Below are 17,382 nucleotides of genomic sequence, written 5' to 3'. Positions count from 1 at the left end.
CGGTCCCGGCTCTTCGGCCGGGATGACAGGGTTTGTTAGCCGCGCCTCGCGTCCCAGTAAGCCACCGCTTCGGCGTCGCGAAGGCTAAGCTCCGGATAGCGGGGGTCGGTTCCCACCTCCGGCAGGATCCGCCACGAGCGGGCGCACTTCTGGCCCTCGGCCCGTTTCGGATCCACCGAGACGCCCTTGATCTCGTCGGTCCGGAACGCGCCGGCGTCCCCGGCCACGAGCGTGGCGGCCGACGTGCGGAACACCTCGGCGGCGTCTAGGCCATCGAAGGCGGCCAGCAGGTCGGCGTCGGCGACATGGACCACCGGCGCGGCTTCCAGGGCCGAGCCGATCCGCTTCTCGCGGCGCTCGACCTCTAGGGCCCCCGTGACCACCGACATCACGGTCTCGACCTTGGCCCAGCGCGCGGCCTCGGCGTCGTTGCGCCATGCGGCCGGCGTTTCCGGGATCACCCGCAGGCTGTTGGAGCCGGCGTCGGGGAAGCGGGTCATCCACGCCTCTTCCATGGTGAAGCTGGTCAGCGGCGACAGCCAGATGGTCAGGCGCTCGAACACATAGTCCAGCACCGTGCGATAGGCCCGCCGCCGCAGGGCGTTGGGCGCGTCGCAATAGAGGCTGTCCTTGCGGATGTCGAAGAACAGGGTCGACAGGTCGCCCTGGCAGAACTCGATCAGCGGCCGGGTCACGTCGCTGAAGCGATAGGCCTCGTAGGCGGCGCGGACGTCGCGATCCAGCTCCCACAGGCGGTGCAGGATGTACTTCTCCAGCGGCGGGAAGTCGGCGTAGTCGGTGACCCGCTCTTCCTCCGTGAAGCCGGCCAGGGCGCCCAGCAGGTAGCGCGTGGTGTTGCGCAGCTTGCGATAGGCGTCGGTGGTGGTGGCCAGGATCGTCTTGCCGATCCGCTGGTCCTCCGAATAGTCGACCATCGCCGCCCACAGGCGCAGGATCTCGGCCCCGCTCTCCTTGGTGATGGTCTGCGGTTCGACGGTGTTGCCCTTGGACTTGGACATCTTCTCGCCGTTCTCGTCCTGGGTGAACCCGTGGGTGAGAACCGCCTTGTAGGGGGCGCGGCCGCGGGTGCCGCAGCCTTCGAGCAAGCTGGACTGGAACCAGCCGCGGTGCTGGTCCGAGCCTTCCAGATAGAGGTCGGCCGGCCAGTGGCTGTCGTCGCGGCCCTCGATCGTGAAGGCGTGGGTGCAGCCGCTGTCGAACCAGACATCGAGGATGTCGCCGACCTTCTCGTAGAGGGCCGGGTCGTGATGGCCCAGGAAGTCGGCGTCGGGACGGGTGAACCAGGCGTCGGCGCCGCCCTCGCGGATGGCGTTCAGGATGCGGGCGTTGACCTCCGGGTCCATCAGCGGATGGCCGGTGTGCTTGTCGACATACATCGCCAGCGGCGTGCCCCAGTTGCGCTGGCGGCTGACCAGCCAATCAGGACGGCTCTCGACCATCGAGCCGATGCGGTTGCGGCCGGCGTCGGGGTGGAATGCGGTGTCGGCGATGGCCTTCAGGGCCTTCTCGCGCAGGGTCTGGCCGTCCTCGCCGGCGTGGTCCATGCGGATGAACCACTGTGGGGTGTTGCGGAAGATCACCGGGGCCTTCGAGCGCCAGCTATGCGGATAGCTGTGCTCGACGCGGCCGCGCGCTAGCAGCGCGCCAGCCTCGATCAATTTCTCCATCACCGCGCCGTTGGCGGGCCCGAACTTGCCGACCTTCTTGCCCTCGGTCTCCAGCACCTTCAGCCCGCCGAACAGCGGGACGTGCGGATAGTAGGCGCCGTCCGGATCGACGGTGTCGGGGATCTCGCGATGACCGTGGGCCAGCCAGACATTGTAGTCGTCGGCGCCGTGGCCCGGCGCGGTGTGGACGAAGCCCGTGCCGGCGTCGTCGGTGACGTGGTCACCGGCCAGCATCGGCACGGCGAAGCCGTAGTGGGTGTCCAGCGCGGCCAGCGGATGGGCCAGGACCATGCCTTCGCAGTCGACGCTTTCCAGCTTCTTGAAGCTGGCGACCTTGGCGGCCTTCATCACGTCGTCGGCCAGCTTTTCGGCCACGACCAGGCGATCGCCCGGCGCGGACCACGGGGCGAACTCGAGGTTCTCCTCCAGCGCCACGACCTCGTAGGCGGCGTAGGCGACGTCGGGATTGTACGAGACCGCGCGGTTGGCCGGGATGGTCCAGGGCGTCGTCGTCCAGATCACCACGCTGGCGCCGACGGCGGCGTCCGAGCCCTCGACGACCGGGAACTTGACCCAGATCGTCGGCGAGACGTGGTCGTGATACTCGATCTCGGCCTCGGCCAGGGCGGTGCGCTCGACCGGGCTCCACATCACCGGCTTGGAGCCGCGATAGAGCTGGCCCGAGGCGGCGAACTTATGGAACTCGGCGACGATCGTGGCTTCCGAGCCGAAGTCCATGGTGGCGTAGCGGTTCCACCAGTCGCCCAGCACGCCCAGGCGCTGGAACTCGGTCTTCTGGGCCTCGATCCAGCCGCCCGCGTATTCGCGACAGCGGGTGCGGAATTCCTCGGCCGGGACCTCGTCCTTGCGACGGCCCTTGGCGCGGAACTCTTCCTCGATCTTCCACTCGATCGGCAGGCCGTGGCAGTCCCAGCCCGGCACGTAGTCGACGTCGTAGCCGAGGGCGAAGCGCGAGCGGACCACGAAGTCCTTCAGCGTCTTGTTCAGGGCGTGGCCGATGTGGATGGCCCCGTTGGCGTAGGGCGGACCGTCGTGCAGCACGAACAGCGGCGCGCCGTCGGCCTGGCGCTTGGCGCGGATCGCGCCGTACAGGCCCTTGTCGGACAGGGCGGCCCAACCCTCGAGGATCTCGGGCTCCTTCTTGGGGAGCCCCCCGCGCATCGGGAACGGAGTGTCGGGCAGGAAGACGGTTTCGCGATAGTCGCGGGCGGTCGTGGCGTCGTCGGCCATGGAAAAAGGTCCGGCTTTCAAAGGGGTCGGAAGAGGGCGGGAAAACCCGGCGCGCGCTGGAGGATCGTCCGGCGGCGTCACGCCGGGCGGATAATTCGCGAAATCTTCCGAACGGAACTCATGGCGGTGGGGATAGCAGAGGGCGGGAAGGGACGCCAGTACTTGCCCCCTCCGCGCTGACGCGCTCTTCCCCCTCCGGGGGAGGAGGGCCGAAGGCCCGGAGGGGGCAAGTGACCTAAGCCCCCGGCTTGCGCAGCTTCGGCGTCACGGTCACGCTCATCAGCCGCGCCTGGCGGATCACGGTGAACGCGATCGCCCGGCCGATGCTGTGGTGGTCCAGGGCCCGCAGCAGATCGTCCAGCCCGGTCAGGGGCTGGTCGTCGGCGGCCACCAGCAGGTCGCCCTCGCGCAGGCCCGCCTTGGCCGCCGGACCGCCCAGATCGACGTGGGCGACATAGACGGCATAGGGCTGGTGCAGGCCCGTCGCCCTGGCCAGGGCCGGTGGGATCGGGGCCTGCTGGGCGACCAGGCCGATCGAGCCGCGCCGCACGTGGCCGTGGACCAGCAGTTCGGCGATCACGAAGCGGGCGGTGTTGGCCGCCACCGCGAAGCACAGGCCCTGGTAGCCGGCGATGATCGCCGTGGCGACGCCCACAACCTCGCCGGTGGAGTTGACCAGCGGCCCGCCGCTGTTGCCAGGATTGAGCGCGGCGTCGGTCTGGATCAGGTCCTCGACCAGCCGACCGCGCTCGCCGCGCAAGGACCGGCCCATGGCCGAGACGACGCCGGTGGTCACCGTGGCCTCGAAGCCGAGCGGCGCGCCGATGGCGATGACCAGCTGGCCGCGCCGCAGCTTCTTGGAGTCGCCCAGTCTGGCGACCGGGATGTCGGCGGCCTGGTCGATCTTGATCAGCGCCAGGTCGGTGTCGGGATCGTCGCCGACGCAGCGCGCCGTGAGACTCCGGCCCTCGGCGGTGATGACCACGAAGCGGCTGGCGCCCTGGATCACGTGGCTGTTGGTCAGGATCAGCCCACCTTCACCGATCGCGAAACCGGAGCCGACGCCGCCCATCCGAGGGTCGTCCAGCATCGGGTGGATGCGGACCACGCTGGGACCCACCCGCTCTACGGCGCGGACCACGGCGTTGGAATAGGCGTCCAGCAAGTCGCCGTCGGGCAGGGCGCAATAGCCACCCTCGACCTCGATCGCCTTGCCGGTGTCGAACACGAACTGGGCGCCGTCGGGATAGGCCAGAATCTCGTGCCGCCGCGACCGCGCGGGACGCCGAGCGCGCGCGAAGACATCGTACTTGCGTCCCTTGAGCATGCGGTCCCCACCCAGCCGTTCAGGAAGGTTAACGGGGCGGGGCGGGGAGGGAAAGGATTTCTCCTCACCCGTGAAACGGGGAAGGTGGCGCGGCGCGGATACGCGACGTGACGGAAGGGGCGTCGCGGGCCGCAAGCGCCCCCTCCACCGCTTCGCGGTCCCCCTCCCCCGCGCGCGGGGGAGGATGAAAACCTAGAACCCCGGCGCCACGATCGCGCGGGCGGCCTGTTCGTCCTTCAGCACCTGCTGCACCAGCAGGTCGATGCTGTCGAACTTCAGCTCCGGGCGCAGGAAGGCGATCAGATCGGTCTCGATCACCTGGCCGTAGAGGTCCTCGTCGAAGTCGAACAGCCAGGTCTCGAGCCGGGTCTCGACCTCGCCGGTGGTCGGGTTGTTGCCGAGATTGGCCACGCCGGGCACCTCGCGGCCGTCGGGCAGGCGGGTGCGGGTGGCATAGACGCCGAGCTTGGGGACCACATAGTCCTCGACCTCGACATTGGCGGTCGGGAAGCCCAATTGACGGCCCAGCTGCTGGCCCCGACGCACCACGCCCTCGATCGCGAACGGCCGGCCCAGGATGCGGGCGGCCTGTTCCGGATGGCCGGCGCGCAGAGCGTCGCGAACGCCCGTCGACGAAAACTTTTCGCCATCTCGGCTGGCCACCGGCTCGGCGATCGAGACGGTGAAGCCGTACTCATGGCCATAAGCCTTCATCAGGTCGGCGCTGCCGGTGCGGCCACGGCCGAAAGAGATGTCGAAGCCGGCCGCGACATGCTTCACGCCCAGGCCCTCGACCAGCACCTTCTCGACGAACTCGCGGTCGCCGAAGCTGGCCATCTCGAAGTCGAACGGCAGCAGATAGAAGAGGTCGACGCCCAGCCCGCCCAGCGCCCGCGCCTGCTGGGCGTGGGTCATCAGCTTGAACGCCGGCTCGGTCGGACGGAACAGGCGGCGCGGATGCGGATCGAAGCTGATCACGCCCAGCGGCGTTTTGCCGGCCAGCGCGGCTTTCGCCGCCTGGGCGATCACCTGCTGGTGGCCGCGATGCACGCCGTCGAAATTGCCGAGGGCGACGGACGCGCCGCGCTCCTCGCGGGGCAGGTTCTTCCAGGCGTGGACGGTCTTCAGATGCATCAGGCGGCCTTGCGGGGGACCATGACCACGGCCTCGCCATCGACGACCGGCTTGCCGTTGACCAGGCAGACGGTGGCGAAGGTGACGCGGGCCTTGGCGGCGTCGATTTCGGTGACGGTGGCGCGGGCGGTGACGGCGTCGCCGATCTTGACCGGCCGCTTGAAGCGCAGGGTTTGAGACAGGTAGATCGCGCCCGGGCCGGGCAGGGTGGTGCCCAGCACCGCCGAGATGTAGCCGGCCGACAGCATGCCGTGGGCGATGCGCTCGCCAAAGCTGGTGGTCGCGGCGTAGGCGGCGTCCAGGTGGACGGGATTGTTGTCGCCGGTGACCTCGGCGAAGGCCTCGATGTCGGCCTCGCCGACCGTGCGGACCAGTTCGGCCGACTGGCCGACGCTCAGCTCTTCCAGATATTTACCCTGCATGACGCGTTCCCCTGCGGCTTTTATTGTGCGTTGCACACAGTCTAACCGGTCAATCCATCTTCACCAGACCAGATCGCCGATGGCGTGGGTCGCGCCCACGGCCTCGGCGTCCAGCAGGGCGTGGACGGCGTCGGGGACGAGCTGGCCATCGGGACCAACGGCCTTCTCGCCATGGATGCCCTTGGCCACGAACAGGCAGGCCAGCTTCTGGTCGTGGGCGCCCTTGACGTCGGTGATCACACCGTCGCCGATGCAGAGCACCCGGTCGCGGTCGACCGGCCGGCCCAGCAACCGCGCCGCCTCGGCCACGGCCAGGTCGTAGATCGCGGGATAGGGCTTGCCGGCCATGACCACCCGGCCGCCCAGGCTTTCATAGAGGTCGGCCAGGGCCCCGGCGCAGAAGATCAGGCGATCGCCGCGCTGCACGACGCGGTCGGGATTGGCGCAGATGAACAGCAGGCCCCGATCGGCGGCGACCTTCAGCCGGTCGCGATAGTCCTCGGGGACTTCCTTCTCGTCCTCATAGAGGCCCGAGCACAGGATGAAGTCGGCGTCCTCGGGGCCGGCCAGCGTCAGGTCGAACCCAGCCCACAGCGGGGCGTCGCGTTCGGGACCGACCTTCCAGACCTTCTTTCCCGTCTGGGGCGTCAGCAGCGCCCGCGTCGCATCGCCCGAGGTGACGAAGCCCTGCCAGGCCGAGCGCGGCACGGAGAGGCCGTCCAGCTGGGCCACGACGTCGTAGGACGGGCGCGGTGAGTTCGAGATCAGCACCACCGGGCCCCTGGTCTCACCCCATCGCGTCAGGGCCGCGCAGGCCTCGGGGAAGCTCTCGACCCCGTTGTGGATCACGCCCCAGACGTCGCAGAGCACCACGTCGTAGCGGTCGGAAAGGGCGGAGAGGCCGGGGGGGAAGTCCATCATGGCGTGGGCGATACGGGGGTAAGGGCGAGGCGTCAATGTCGCCAGGAACCTTAGCTGTTGCTGATCGTCCCGGATTCAAGGGCGATGGCGGAAGGCTTTCGAAGACCCGCGTTCCGTGACTATCCTCCGCGCCGACAAGGGAGGGGCCGATGACGATTCTGATCCTGGGTCTGGTGGTGTTCCTGGGGATCCACTCGGTGCGGATCCTAGCCGCGCCGTTCCGCGACGCGCAGATCGCCGCCAACGAGAAGCGCTGGAAGGGTCTCTATTCGCTGGTCGCGGCCGTCGGGCTGGGCCTGATCATCTGGGGCTGGATCCTGGCCCGGCCGCTGGCGCCGCAGCTCTACGACCCGCCGGTCTGGGGCCGCAAGGTGACTTGGGGACTGGTCTGGATCGCCTTCGTGCTGATGCCGACCGCCAACGCCCCGACCGGGCGGATCAAGGCGACCGTGCGCCATCCGATGCTGCTGGGGGTGATCTTCTGGTCCAGCGGCCACCTGCTGGCCAATGGCGACCAGGCCTCGGTGACCTTGTTCGGGGCGTTCCTGGCCTGGGCGATCCTCGACCTGATCTCGGCCCTGAGCCGCAAGGAGCCGGCGCCGGTGGTGGTCCGGCCCAGGGCGGACGTGATCGCGGTGGTGGCGGGCACGGTGCTGTGGTGCGTGTTCGTGTTCTTCCTGCACCGGTTCCTGTTCGGGGTGTCGCCGTTGGGGTGAGGCGGTAGCGCCCCCTCCGTCTCGTCGCCTATCGGCGCCGATCCACCTCCCCCGTTGCACGGGGGAGGATGAAAACGCTCCCTCCTGCCCCGCTTGCGGGGGAGGTGGATCGCTGCGGATACGCAGCGAGACGGAGGGGGCGCTCTCGCTGCTCCTACGTCGCGTCGTGAAAGATCACGCCCAGCGTCCTACGCCGCCCGGCCCGGATCTCGCTGACCCCGTGCCGCAGCACGCGCCGATGCACGCCGCGCACGCCTTCGGCCGGCCGCTCGCGCACCGCGAAGATCACGCCCTCGCCCTGCCTCAGCGGCACGACCTGGGGCGCGGATTGCTGGCGGGGGCGTTGCTCGACCAGCACGAACTCGCCGCCCTCGAAGTCGCGGCCGGGCTCGTCCAGCAGGAATGCCGCCTGCAGTGGGAAGACGTGCTCGCCATAGAGGTCCTGGTGCAGGCAGTTGTAGTCGCCCGGGCCGTAGGTCAGCAGCAGGGGCGTCGGCCGCGCCTGTCCGGCCTCGCGGCAGCGAGCCAGCATCGCGTCCAGGCTGTCGGGGAAGCGCCGGTCCTCGCCGAGCCGCTCGGCCCAGCGATTGGCGATGGTCGACAATGGGCCGTACAGGCCCTGCCGGAGCCGTTGCACGACGTCCGGCAGGGGATAGCTGAAGTACTTGTACTCGCCGCGCCCGAAGCCGTGGCGAGCCATGACCACCCGACTGCGAAAGCCCGCGTCCTGGGGATAGAGATCGGCGATCCCTTGGCAGGTCTCGGGCTTCAGCAGCGGGCCGGTCAAGGCCCAGCCGCGCGCGTCCAGCTCGGCGGCGATGCGGGTCCAGTCGAGAGTCACGCCGCCTCGCGCGCCAGCAGGGCCCGCTTGCGCTCGACGCCCCAGCGATAGCCGGAGAGGCCGCCGTCGGAGCGGACCACGCGGTGGCAGGGGGTGATCACCGCCAGCGGATTGGCGCCGCAGGCCTGGGCCACGGCGCGGAAGGCGCTGGGCCGGCCGATGGCGCGGGCGATGTCGCCGTACGAGACGGTCTCGCCGGCCGGGATCTCGCGCAGCGCGGCCCAGACGGCCTTCTGCAACTCGGTCCCCTGGTCGTCGATCGGCAGGCTCGGCCGGTGGTCGGGACGGTCGACAAGGTCGACCATGGCCTTCAGGTCGGCGGCCAGGCCGTCGGCGTCGGGGACGATCCGGGCGTGCTTGAAGCGCTTCTCCAGATCGGCCTTCAGCGTCTCGACGTCATCGCCCAAGGTGACCAGGCGCAGGCCGGCGTCGGAGCGGGCGACCAGGGCCAGGCCCAGGGTCGTCTCGACGGTCCCCCAGCGCAGGGTCTCGCGATTGATGTCGGGCTTGCAGCGCAGGCAGGCGCGCAGGCCCGCGGCGCGGGCGTCCTCGCGGGTGGCGTAGAACCTGACGTTCTTGCGCAGCGGACGTCCGCCGCAGCTGGCCAGGCAATAGACGCCGGTCGTGTGCACGCCCATGTAGAAGACGCCTTCGGCGGCGCGGTCCTTGGCGCGGGCGGCGGCCCAGCGGGCGTCGTCGTTGGGATAGATGGGATCGGTCATCGGTAGGTCTCCTTTCGTAGGGAGACCATGCGCCCGGCCCAACGGCCGGTCATTCCGATGCTTGCGATCGGGCGCCCAGAAGTGTCAGCAATCGACGCCCCCGGCCTCCGAGGCGCGGCTAGGCTCCGCAGACGAGGTCGATCGTGGTGGCCGCCATGGCTTCCAGTTCGGCCCGGCTCTCGCCCAGGCGGGCGCGGACGGCCAGGGCGTTCAGCATGCCCGACACCACGCGCGCCAGGGTGGCGGGATCGGCCGAGGCGGGCAGCTCGCCGGCGTCCCTGGCCATCGTCAGGCGGCGGGTCAGGCCCGCGTCCAGTTCGTGGACGCCGGCGGCCACGGTGTCGCGGATCGCCGGATCGACGGCGGCTTGCGACAGGCCCGAACCGATCAGGAAACAGCCGCGCGGCCCGCCGTCCAGATAGACCTCCAGGCCGGCGGCGTAGAACCGGGTCAGGCTCTCGCGCAGGGTTCCGGGCGCGCCCAAAGCCGTCCTCATCGTCGCCCGCGCCTGGGCCTGGTAGCGCTGCATCGCCGCTTGGAACAGCGCCTGCTTGTCGCCGAACGCGCCGTACAGGCTGGGCCGGTTCATGCCGGTGGCGGCCGACAGGGCGTCGAGCGAGGCGGCCGCGTAGCCGCTTTCCCAGAAGGTCTCGGTGGCCTTGGCCAGGGCGGCCTCCGGGTCATAGGCCCGAGGGCGGCCGCGCTTCTTGGGCTCGGTCTTTTGTACCATTTCGCATGAAATCCTTGACGCCCGACAATTTTGTGCGAAACGATACAAAAAACAAGCGGAGGCTTCGATGGATCTCTATTTCTCGCCCCTGGCCTGCTCGATGGCCACGCGCATCGCCTTCTACGAGGCCGGTCAGAGCGCCAACTACCTGCGGGTCGACACCAAGGCCTCGCCCAAGCGGGTCGAGGACGGGACGGTGTTCTCGACGATCAACGCCATGGGCCAGGTGCCGGTGTTGCGCACCGACGACGGCGAGCTGATCCGCGAGAACCCGGTGATCCTGCAATATGTCGCCGAGCGCTTCCCGGACGCCAAGCTGGCCCCGACCGACCCGGCTGGCTGCCGCAAGCTGCAGACCTGGCTCAGCTTCATCGGCTCGGAGCTGCACACCGGCGTGTTCATCGCCCTGCTGCGACCCGACGCGACCGAGGGCGCCAAGGCCTTCGCGCGCCAGGAGGCGGCCCAGCGCTTCGCGTTCGTGGACGCGCACCTGGCGGGCCGGGACTATCTGCTGGACGCCTACAGCGTGGCCGACGCCTATCTGTTCGTGATCCTGAACTGGGCGCGGGCGATCTCGATGGACCTGTCGGCCTATCCGGCGGTGCTGGCCTATCGCGACCGGATCCAGGCGCGTCCGGCGGTGGCCAAGGCGCTGGCCGAGGAGTTCGGGCTGTACAAGAAGGCGGCGTAGCTCACTGTCATCCCGGACAAGCGCATAGCGCGCCGATCCGGGACCGCCGCAGGCGCCGAGTTCGTGGCGGTCCCGGCTCTTCGCTGCGCTCCGGCCGGGATGACAGTTCAAAAAGAAAGGGCCATCGCCTTGCCAGCGACGGCCCTTTTGATTGCTCGCTTGTCGCGGTGACTACCAGCCCACGGCCCGGCGGCGCAGGGCGCCGCGCATGAAGTCCTGCGGCGGTTCGGCCTCGGCCAGGACGGCGTCGCGGATGGCGCGCGGCTCGCCGAACAGGTGACCCTGGCCGTAGCCGATGTCGAGATCCAGAATGTCGACGATCTGCTTTTCGGCCTCGACCTTCTCGACGATTACCTCGATGCCGTAGCGACGGGTCAGGGCGGCGAAGTCGGTGGCGTTGAGATCCGGCAGCGAGGCGATGACCAGCTTGCCGTCCTGCTCTTCCAGCTGGTCCAGCATCATCTGGGCGCCGACCTTCAGATAGCGCACGTCGGCGCGGGCCAGGTCCTGGAAGTCCAGGTCGAGGTCGCTGACCTTGTCGAGGCTGAAGCTGAAGCCCAGGCTGGCCAGGCGCGCCATGTGGCGGGCCTCGACCGGACCGCGGCGATCGAACGCCGCCTGGCCCAGCTCGAAGATCACCGCGCCGGCCAGGTCCTTGTTGCCCTGCATGAATTCCAGGAACTGCGGGAAGAAGCTCTCGTCGCCCAGGCTGGCCAGCGAGATGTTGCAGAAGATCCCGACCTTGCGGTCCTGCTTGGCCAGGCGGCGGACGATTTGCACGCAGCGGAACAGCAGCAGGTTGTCGATGGCCGTCATCAGGCCTTCGGGCTCGGCCACGGCCAGATATTCGGCCGGCATCATCACGCGGCCGGTCTCGTCGCGCAGGCGCGAAAAGCTCTCGTAGAAGACGGTCCGGCGCTGGGGCAGGCTGACGATCGGCTGCAGATAGAGGTCGACCCGGTTCTCGGCCAGGGCGTCCTGCACGACCTGCAGCATGTGGCTGGTCTGCGGGGCGCGCTCGCGGCCGACGGTGTTGCGGGCGGCGGCGGCGACCTGGTGGGTGAGCTGGTGCTCCATCCGGTCGTTCATCCGCTGGATCAGGTCTTCCAGCTGGTGGACCTCGGTCGACAGCTCCTCGGTGCGGCGCTGGGCGTCGGCGGCGACCGACTCCACCAGGTCCGACACCCGGGCGTCGACCTTCTCGATCTGGTCCAGCAGGATGGCGTGGGCTTCACGGACCGTGTCGATGTCGCCGCGCAGGGCGGCGGCCAGGACGGTCTGGCCCAGCAGGCCGTGGAAAGCGAAGCACAGGCCTAGCGTGCCAATGAACGCCGAGACGCCGACAGCCGGCGTCGCGCCCATCCGCCACAGGAAGAGCGAGACGATCAGAGCCAGACAAAGATAGGCCCCCGTCAGGAGCCCGAGCATCAGCCTACGCATGAATTCGCCCACACGAATCGTTACACGCAATCAGACCGGCCGGCGCTTGAAGAGTCGAATCTATTAACGACCCTGCGCCATTCGGTCCCAACAGCCCTTAAGCGTTCAGCATACCTCAAAACGCCAGGATCGCTGAATCGACATTGGTCTCTTAGACTGATAATCGTTCGCAATCTAATCGGAGCCATTATGTCCGAAGCGTTCGTGTTGTCCCCGCAATTCAACCCCGCCGAGATCGACGCCGCCGGCGTGCGCCCGCTGGGCTCGGCCCGGCGCGGCGATCGCGGCCTGATCGTCAAGGTCACCGGCGTGTCCGGCGCGGCCGAGGCCGTGGCCGCCGAGGAGCTGGAGCGCCGCCTGCTGGAGATGGGCTTCGTCGAGGGCGCGACCATCGAGGTGCTGCACGAGGGCCTGTTCGGCCGCGACCCGATCGCCGTGCGGGTCGACGACACCCGCGTGGCCCTGCGTCGGCGCGAGGCCGGCGCGGTCACCGTGAAGTTCGACGGACGCTGAGACCTTGGCCCTCGACACCTCCTTGATCGAAGAGTCCGACGCCGCCGCGGCCCCGCCCGCGTCCGCCGAGCCCGCCCGGGTCGCCCTGGTCGGCAATCCCAACTCCGGCAAGACCGCGCTGTTCAACGCCCTGACCGGCAGCCGCCAGAAGGTCGCCAACTACGCCGGCGTCACCGTCGAGCGGAAGGAGGGCGTGCTGACCACGGCCACCGGCCGCCATATGCGCGTGCTGGACCTGCCGGGCACCTACTCCCTGCGCGCCCGCAGCCCCGATGAGGTGGTGACCCGCGACGCGGTGCTGGGCAAGCTGGCCAGCGAGGTCGCGCCCGAGGCGCTGATCTGCGTGGCCGACGCCACCAATCTTCGGCTGGTCCTGCGCCTGGTGCTGGAGCTGAAGCAGGTGGGCCGCCCGTTCGTGCTGGCCCTCAACATGTACGACATCGCCCAGCGCCAGGGCCTGCGCATCGATCTCGAGCGCCTGTCCCAGGAACTGGGCGCGCCGATCGTCACCACGGTGGCGACCCGCAAGCGCGGCCTGACCGAACTGCTGGCCGAAGTCGAGACCATCGTCTCCGCCCGCCGGGTCGAGACCGAGAGCGTCTGGCGCGAGCCGACCGCCGCCGAGATCCGCGCCGCCCACGCCGAGGCCCAGCGCATCTTCAAGGCCTGCGTGAAGCCGCCCGAGCGGCCCGACACGGTGACCGGCAAGGTCGACGACGTTCTGCTGCATCCCGTGGCGGGCCTGGCGATCCTGCTGACCCTGCTGTTCGTGATGTTCCAGGCGGTGTTCACCTGGGCGAAGGTTCCGGCCGACGCCATCGACGCCGGTTTCGCCAGCCTGGCCGGCTGGGTGGGCGAGATGCTGCCGCGCGGCCTCTTGGCCAGTTTCATCGCCGACGGCCTGATCGCCGGGGTCGGCAGCGTGCTGGTGTTCCTACCGCAGATCCTGATCCTGTTCTTCTTCATCCTGCTCTTGGAAGACAGCGGCTACATGGCCCGCGCGGCCTTCCTGATGGACAAGATCATGGGTGGCGCGGGCCTGCATGGACGGGCGTTCATCCCGCTGCTGTCCAGCTTCGCCTGCGCCATTCCGGGGATCATGTCGACGCGGGTGATTGACAACAAGCACGACCGCCTGACCACCATCCTGGTCGCGCCGCTGATGACCTGTTCGGCGCGGATCCCGGTCTACACCCTGATCATCGGGGCCTTCATCCCGCAGCAGACCGTGTGGGGCGTGCTGTCCCTGCAGGGGCTGGTGATGTTCGGCCTCTATGCCGGCGGGATCGTCAGCGCGCTGGCCGTGTCGTTCGTGATCCGCGGCGTCTTCTGGCGGGGCGCGGTCGAGCCGTTCATGATGGAGCTGCCGACCTATCGCTGGCCCGAGCCGCGCAACGTGCTGATGAACCTGTGGACCCGCGCCCGGATCTTCCTGAGCCGCGCGGGCCGGATCATCCTGCCGCTGATGGTGCTGGTCTGGGTGCTGTCGACCTTCCCCTATCCGCCGGCGGGGGCGACCGGTCCGGCCATCGACTACAGCTTCGCCGGCCGCATCGGCCACCTGATCGCGCCGGTCATGGCGCCGATCGGGTTCAATTGGCAGATGACGATCGCCCTGATCCCCGGCTTCGCGGCGCGTGAAGTCGCCGTGGCGGCCCTAGGCACCGTCTACGCGGTCGGCGGCGACGACGACGCGGGCACCAAGCTCGGCGCGTTGCTGGCCGGCAAGTGGTCGCTGGCCACGGCCCTGTCGTTCCTGTCCTGGTACGTCTTCGCCCCGCAGTGCGCGGCGACCCTGGGCGTGGTCAAGCGCGAGACCAACGGCTGGACCTGGCCGACCGTGATGTTCCTGTACATGACGAGCCTGGCCTATCTGGCCTCGTTCGTGACCTATCACGTCGCCGTGGCGATGGGCGCGGGCTAGAGCGCGAAAGGCCTAGGGACAATCGATATTCGACTCCCAACGCCGCTCATCCCCGCGAAAGCGGGGATCCAAGCCGAGACCGACGATCTATCCCGAACTGTGCGACAAACCGAAAGTCCGCTTGGGTCCCCGCTTGCGCGGGGATGAGCGGATTTAAGGGCTGGTAGACGTTGAATGTCGATCTGCCTTAGGCCGCCGGCAATCCCATCATCCGGGCGAAGGCCACGAAGGCGGGCCAGTCGGGGGCGTGGAACATCGTGGCCTGGATGGCCGCCATGACGACCAGGGTCAACCACCACGGGCTGGCCCACCGCCCCCTGAAGCCGTCCCACAGGATCAATCCGACCAGAACGGCTTCGACGGTCCAGAAGCTGGGCGGCAGGGCGCCGGCCAGGCCGCCCAGCGACGGGATGTTCATGCCATAGGCGCGGCCCAGCGCGGGCGGCAGGGCCACGAACGCCGTCGAGGCCATGAAGCGGGCATGCAGGAACATCGTCCGGCGAAAGGCGATCGCCAGGCCGTAGAGCAGGCTGAACAGCGCCAGCGACCAGACGTCGATCCAGGCCAGGGTCAGGCGCAGCGGAACATCGAAGTGGGAACGCGGGCCCAGCATGTCGGCCACCACGAACAAAGCGCTGATCACCAGCGCCGGCGCGATGACCAGCGTGCTTCGGCCAATCCAGCGATGCCAGCGATTGCGGCCATGGCCGATCAGCCAGCTCTGGACCACCAGCAGGGCCATCCAGGCGGTCGCCAGGCCGCCATGGACCAGCCGCATCGGATCCAGTGGCCCCATCCCGCCCGTGAAGCTCGGCCAGAAGCCGAACAGCGTGACGGCGAAGATCAGCAGAAAGGCCAGATAGAGATGTCGCATGAGCCCGCCCCCGAGACAGGGGACTTGCGTAACACGGTTCCGCGACCGGGCGACAGCCCGCCGAAGACGTCTATCGCGTCGGAACCGGAACCTCGCCGCGATAGTCGTAGAAGCCGCGGCCGGTTTTCTTGCCCAGCCAGCCGGCCTCGACATATTTCACCAGCAGCGGGCAGGGGCGATACTTGCTGTCGGCCAGGCCCTCGTGCAGCACGTTCATGATGCTCAGCACGGTGTCCAGGCCGATGAAGTCGCCCAGCTCCAGCGGGCCCATCGGATGGTTGGCGCCCAGCTTCATCGCCGTGTCGATGGCGTCGACCGTGCCGACCCCCTCGTACAGGGTGTAGATCGCCTCGTTGATCATCGGCACCAGCACGCGGTTGACGATGAAGGCGGGGAAGTCCTCGGCGTTGCTGGTGATCTTGCCCAGCGACTGGGCGAAGGCGACGGCGCGCTCGTAGGTCGGGACGTCCGTGGCGATGCCACGGATGATCTCCACCAGCTTCATCAGCGGCACGGGGTTCATGAAGTGCAGGCCGATGAAGCGCTCGGGGCGGTCCGTGGCCGACGCCAGGCGCGTGATCGAGATCGACGAGGTGTTCGAGGCCAGCAGCGTGTTCGGACCCAGGTGCGGCTGCAGGCTGCGGAAGATCGACTTCTTGATCTCTTCGTTCTCGGTCGCCGCCTCGATCGCCAGGTCCGTGCCGCCGATGGCCTCTAGGCCCTCGGCCGGCGAGATGCGGGACAAGGCCGTCCGCATGGCCGCGTCGTCGATGATGCCGCGGCTGACCTGACGGGCCAGGTTCTTCTCGATCAGGGCCAGGCCGGCGTCGATCCGCTCGCGCGAGACGTCGTGAAGCCGCACGTCATAGCCGCCAAGGGCGACGACATGCGCGATGCCCGACCCCATCTGGCCGGCGCCGATCACGCCGACCGTCTTGATTTCACTCATAAAAGCCAAGCCTTCGCTTGATGTCGCATCGGGCGTCCGCGCCCGCGCCTTCGGATATGCCGACTTTTCTAGCACGAGAAACCGTGGCGCCGCCAAGGCTTTGCTGCGACGCAACGCAAGCGCGGCCGCGTGTCGCGGTCAGGCGATCGGCGGATAGGGACGGAGGGCCCCGCTCGGATCCTCGACCGCGCCCTCGGCCAGATAGTTGGGCCCCACCGGCACCTTGCCGTGGCCGCCCGGGATGTCGAGCACATAGGTCGGCTGGGCCAGGCCCGAGACGGTCCCGCGCAGGGCCTTCATGATCGCCTGACCCTCCTCGAGGGTGGTGCGCAGGTGGGCCGTGCCGGGCGCGTGGTCGCCGTGGTGCAGGTAGTAGGGCCGAATCCGCGTCTCGACGAAGGCTCGCATCAGCTCGGCCAGCACCGCCGGGTCGTCGTTGACGCCGCGCAGCAGCACCGTCTGGCTCAGCATCGGGATCCCGGCCTCGATGATCCGGGCGCAGGCGGCGCGGGCGGCCGGGGTCAGCTCGCGGACGTGGTTGGCGTGCAGGGCGACATAGACGGTCTTGGTCGAGCGCTTTAGGGCCGCGACCAGGTCGTCGGTCACCGCGTCGGGATCGACCGCCGGCACGCGGGTGTGGAAGCGGACGATCTTGACGTGGGCGATCGCCTCCAGCCGGTCCATCAGCGCGGCCAGGCGGCGGGGCGACAGCACGAACGGGTCGCCGCCGGTGACGATCACCTCCCAGATCTCCGGCCGGCCGGCGATATAGGCGAAGGCCGCGTCGAGCTGGGCGGGGGTCAGGTTCGCCAGCCCCTCGGGGCCGACCATCTCGCGGCGGAAGCAGAACCGGCAATAGACCGCGCAGGTGTGGGTCGGCTTCAACAGCACCCGGTCGGGATAGCGATGCACGATTCCATCCACAGGGCTGTGGATAACATCACCGATCGGGTCGCCATTCTCGCCGGGCGCGCTGACCAGCTCCTCGGACGAGGGGACGAACTGTCGGGCGATCGGATCATTGGCGTTGGCCGGATCGATCAGCTCGGCCATCGCCGGCGTGATCGCCACCGCATAGCGCGCCGCCACCGCCTCCAGCGCCGGCAGGCGCTCGGACGGGACCAGCCCGGCCTCGGCCAGCGACCGGACGTCGCGAAGGGTCTTTGCGGGGGGCATGGGCGCGGGGATATGGGGGATTTTCGACGGTGACGCAAGAAACCGGCCACCCTTCGTCTCGCC

The 17,382-nt window shown here is 69.0% G+C and carries 17 protein-coding genes and 1 pseudogene; 4 read left to right on the top strand and 14 right to left on the bottom strand.

The window, feature by feature from the left end; all coding sequences use genetic code 11:
- Positions 1-35: 35 nt before the first annotated feature.
- From ileS to ABIC66_RS00435, 6 genes are all read right to left on the bottom strand, one after another.
- A complete protein-coding gene (gene ileS / locus ABIC66_RS00460; protein WP_354067264.1) occupies positions 36-2,939 on the bottom strand; it encodes an isoleucine--tRNA ligase in 2,904 nt (967 codons plus the stop codon).
- 77 nt (positions 2,940-3,016) lie between these two features.
- Positions 3,017-3,061: a hypothetical protein gene (locus ABIC66_RS00455; protein ID WP_181242883.1), complete on the bottom strand. Its 45-nt coding sequence runs from the start codon at positions 3,059-3,061 to the stop codon at positions 3,017-3,019.
- Between the two features lie 113 nt (positions 3,062-3,174).
- The gene (locus ABIC66_RS00450; RefSeq protein WP_354067263.1) at positions 3,175-4,266 is read right to left on the bottom strand and encodes a S1C family serine protease; all 1,092 of its coding nucleotides are present in this window, start codon (positions 4,264-4,266) and stop codon (positions 3,175-3,177) included.
- Between the two features lie 192 nt (positions 4,267-4,458).
- Positions 4,459-5,400 carry a bifunctional riboflavin kinase/FAD synthetase gene (locus ABIC66_RS00445; protein ID WP_354067262.1) on the bottom strand — a complete coding sequence of 314 codons (942 nt, stop codon included), beginning with the start codon at positions 5,398-5,400 and terminating at the stop codon, positions 4,459-4,461.
- A complete protein-coding gene (locus ABIC66_RS00440; RefSeq protein WP_354067261.1) occupies positions 5,400-5,822 on the bottom strand; it encodes a MaoC family dehydratase in 423 nt (140 codons plus the stop codon). Before ABIC66_RS00440 ends, ABIC66_RS00445 begins: the two co-directional genes overlap by 1 nt.
- 60 nt (positions 5,823-5,882) lie before the next feature.
- Positions 5,883-6,743: a TIGR01459 family HAD-type hydrolase gene (locus ABIC66_RS00435; RefSeq protein ID WP_354067260.1), complete on the bottom strand. Its 861-nt coding sequence runs from the start codon at positions 6,741-6,743 to the stop codon at positions 5,883-5,885.
- A gap of 149 nt (positions 6,744-6,892) precedes the next feature.
- On the opposite strand from ABIC66_RS00435, the gene ABIC66_RS00430 reads away from it, so the two are divergent.
- Positions 6,893-7,459: an NnrU family protein gene (locus tag ABIC66_RS00430; protein ID WP_354067259.1), complete on the top strand. Its 567-nt coding sequence runs from the start codon at positions 6,893-6,895 to the stop codon at positions 7,457-7,459.
- A gap of 28 nt (positions 7,460-7,487) precedes the next feature.
- On the opposite strand, the pseudogene ABIC66_RS00425 reads toward ABIC66_RS00430, so the two are convergent.
- The 4 genes and pseudogenes from ABIC66_RS00425 to ABIC66_RS00410 form a co-directional block, all read right to left on the bottom strand.
- A pseudogene (locus ABIC66_RS00425) lies at positions 7,488-7,600 on the bottom strand (hypothetical protein); the annotation flags it as partial.
- Positions 7,601-7,613: 13 nt separating this feature from the next.
- A complete protein-coding gene (locus ABIC66_RS00420; RefSeq protein WP_354067258.1) occupies positions 7,614-8,300 on the bottom strand; it encodes a 2OG-Fe(II) oxygenase in 687 nt (228 codons plus the stop codon).
- Positions 8,297-9,022, bottom strand: a complete 726-nt coding sequence (locus ABIC66_RS00415; RefSeq protein ID WP_354067256.1) for a methylated-DNA--[protein]-cysteine S-methyltransferase — start codon at positions 9,020-9,022, stop codon at positions 8,297-8,299. Before ABIC66_RS00415 ends, ABIC66_RS00420 begins: the two co-directional genes overlap by 4 nt.
- Before the next feature lie 118 nt (positions 9,023-9,140).
- Positions 9,141-9,752, bottom strand: a complete 612-nt coding sequence (locus ABIC66_RS00410; RefSeq protein WP_354067255.1) for a TetR/AcrR family transcriptional regulator — start codon at positions 9,750-9,752, stop codon at positions 9,141-9,143.
- A 67-nt stretch (positions 9,753-9,819) separates the two neighbouring features.
- On the opposite strand from ABIC66_RS00410, the gene ABIC66_RS00405 reads away from it, so the two are divergent.
- Positions 9,820-10,443, top strand: coding sequence for a glutathione binding-like protein (locus tag ABIC66_RS00405; RefSeq protein ID WP_354067254.1), 624 nt, complete (start codon positions 9,820-9,822; stop codon positions 10,441-10,443).
- A gap of 171 nt (positions 10,444-10,614) precedes the next feature.
- Here ABIC66_RS00405 and tipF read toward each other — a convergent pair whose 3' ends face one another.
- Positions 10,615-11,883 carry a flagella assembly cyclic-di-GMP phosphodiesterase TipF gene (tipF, locus tag ABIC66_RS00400; protein ID WP_354067253.1) on the bottom strand — a complete coding sequence of 423 codons (1,269 nt, stop codon included), beginning with the start codon at positions 11,881-11,883 and terminating at the stop codon, positions 10,615-10,617.
- Positions 11,884-12,072: 189 nt separating this feature from the next.
- On the opposite strand from tipF, the gene ABIC66_RS00395 reads away from it, so the two are divergent.
- Together ABIC66_RS00395 and feoB are read left to right on the top strand one after the other, a co-directional pair.
- A complete protein-coding gene (locus ABIC66_RS00395; protein ID WP_354067252.1) occupies positions 12,073-12,396 on the top strand; it encodes a FeoA family protein in 324 nt (107 codons plus the stop codon).
- A gap of 25 nt (positions 12,397-12,421) precedes the next feature.
- Entirely contained in the window at positions 12,422-14,320 is a 1,899-nt protein-coding gene (gene feoB / locus ABIC66_RS00390; RefSeq protein ID WP_354068340.1) for a ferrous iron transport protein B, read from the top strand.
- A 187-nt stretch (positions 14,321-14,507) separates the two neighbouring features.
- Here the strand turns inward: feoB and ABIC66_RS00385 are convergent, their stop codons facing one another.
- The 3 genes from ABIC66_RS00385 to ABIC66_RS00375 all read right to left on the bottom strand — a co-directional run bounded on the left by ABIC66_RS00385 (position 14,508) and on the right by ABIC66_RS00375 (position 17,319).
- Complete coding sequence (locus ABIC66_RS00385) at positions 14,508-15,194, bottom strand: hypothetical protein (RefSeq protein ID WP_354067251.1); 687 nt, start codon at positions 15,192-15,194, stop codon at positions 14,508-14,510.
- 70 nt (positions 15,195-15,264) lie between these two features.
- The gene (locus ABIC66_RS00380) at positions 15,265-16,143 is read right to left on the bottom strand and encodes a 3-hydroxybutyryl-CoA dehydrogenase (RefSeq protein WP_354067250.1); all 879 of its coding nucleotides are present in this window, start codon (positions 16,141-16,143) and stop codon (positions 15,265-15,267) included.
- 138 nt (positions 16,144-16,281) lie between these two features.
- Complete coding sequence (locus ABIC66_RS00375; protein WP_354067248.1) at positions 16,282-17,319, bottom strand: lysine-2,3-aminomutase-like protein; 1,038 nt, start codon at positions 17,317-17,319, stop codon at positions 16,282-16,284.
- Positions 17,320-17,382: the final 63 nt, after the last annotated feature.

It is taken from the genome of Caulobacter sp. 1776, from assembly GCF_040545685.1.
Classification (GTDB): Bacteria; Pseudomonadota; Alphaproteobacteria; order Caulobacterales; family Caulobacteraceae; genus Caulobacter.
Note: the sequence above shows the minus strand (reverse complement) of the source record. Positions and strands in the feature narration are given on the sequence as shown.

Coding starts and splice junctions, on each gene's coding strand:
- ABIC66_RS00410 (WP_354067255.1), bottom strand. CDS start 9,752: ATGGTACAAAAGACCGAGCCCAAGAAGCGCGGCCGCCCTCGGGCCTAT.
- ABIC66_RS00395 (WP_354067252.1), top strand. CDS start 12,073: ATGTCCGAAGCGTTCGTGTTGTCCCCGCAATTCAACCCCGCCGAGATC.
- ABIC66_RS00415 (WP_354067256.1), bottom strand. CDS start 9,022: ATGACCGATCCCATCTATCCCAACGACGACGCCCGCTGGGCCGCCGCC.
- ABIC66_RS00435 (WP_354067260.1), bottom strand. CDS start 6,743: ATGATGGACTTCCCCCCCGGCCTCTCCGCCCTTTCCGACCGCTACGAC.
- tipF (WP_354067253.1), bottom strand. CDS start 11,883: ATGCGTAGGCTGATGCTCGGGCTCCTGACGGGGGCCTATCTTTGTCTG.
- ABIC66_RS00440 (WP_354067261.1), bottom strand. CDS start 5,822: ATGCAGGGTAAATATCTGGAAGAGCTGAGCGTCGGCCAGTCGGCCGAA.
- ABIC66_RS00405 (WP_354067254.1), top strand. CDS start 9,820: ATGGATCTCTATTTCTCGCCCCTGGCCTGCTCGATGGCCACGCGCATC.
- ABIC66_RS00385 (WP_354067251.1), bottom strand. CDS start 15,194: ATGCGACATCTCTATCTGGCCTTTCTGCTGATCTTCGCCGTCACGCTG.
- ABIC66_RS00380 (WP_354067250.1), bottom strand. CDS start 16,143: ATGAGTGAAATCAAGACGGTCGGCGTGATCGGCGCCGGCCAGATGGGG.
- ABIC66_RS00375 (WP_354067248.1), bottom strand. CDS start 17,319: ATGCCCCCCGCAAAGACCCTTCGCGACGTCCGGTCGCTGGCCGAGGCC.
- ABIC66_RS00430 (WP_354067259.1), top strand. CDS start 6,893: ATGACGATTCTGATCCTGGGTCTGGTGGTGTTCCTGGGGATCCACTCG.
- ileS (WP_354067264.1), bottom strand. CDS start 2,939: ATGGCCGACGACGCCACGACCGCCCGCGACTATCGCGAAACCGTCTTC.
- ABIC66_RS00445 (WP_354067262.1), bottom strand. CDS start 5,400: ATGCATCTGAAGACCGTCCACGCCTGGAAGAACCTGCCCCGCGAGGAG.
- ABIC66_RS00450 (WP_354067263.1), bottom strand. CDS start 4,266: ATGCTCAAGGGACGCAAGTACGATGTCTTCGCGCGCGCTCGGCGTCCC.